The organism is Citrobacter sp. Cpo074, from assembly GCF_030332745.1.
Taxonomy (GTDB): domain Bacteria; phylum Pseudomonadota; class Gammaproteobacteria; order Enterobacterales; family Enterobacteriaceae; genus Citrobacter; species Citrobacter portucalensis.
Map to the genome: position 1 here is coordinate 1 of NZ_JAOWHG010000012.1, position 322 is coordinate 322.

1 tRNA gene is annotated in these 322 nt (G+C 55.6%); it reads right to left on the minus strand.

The annotated features are described in order from the left end of the window. Position 1: 1 nt before the first annotated feature. Positions 2-75, minus strand: a tRNA-Arg gene (locus OGX83_RS00630). Between the last annotated feature and the right edge of the window lie 247 nt (positions 76-322).

The window sequence follows — 322 nt, forward strand, 5'->3', positions numbered from 1 at the left end:
GTGCATCCGGGAGGATTCGAACCTCCGACCGCTCGGTTCGTAGCCGAGTACTCTATCCAGCTGAGCTACGGATGCATCGGGAATTGCTGATTACTACTGATACTGCGAAGAAGATGGTGCATCCGGGAGGATTACTCGGTTGCGCCTCGCCCTGCGGGCCGTTGCTGAAGCAACGTTATCCTCCCTGGTGCTCGCGATTATCTCGCAGACCATGAAACAACAGTTTTGCTGTTGTCTCGGAGAATATGGTGCATCCGGGAGGATTCGAACCTCCGACCGCTCGGTTCGTAGCCGAGTACTCTATCCAGCTGAGCTACGGATG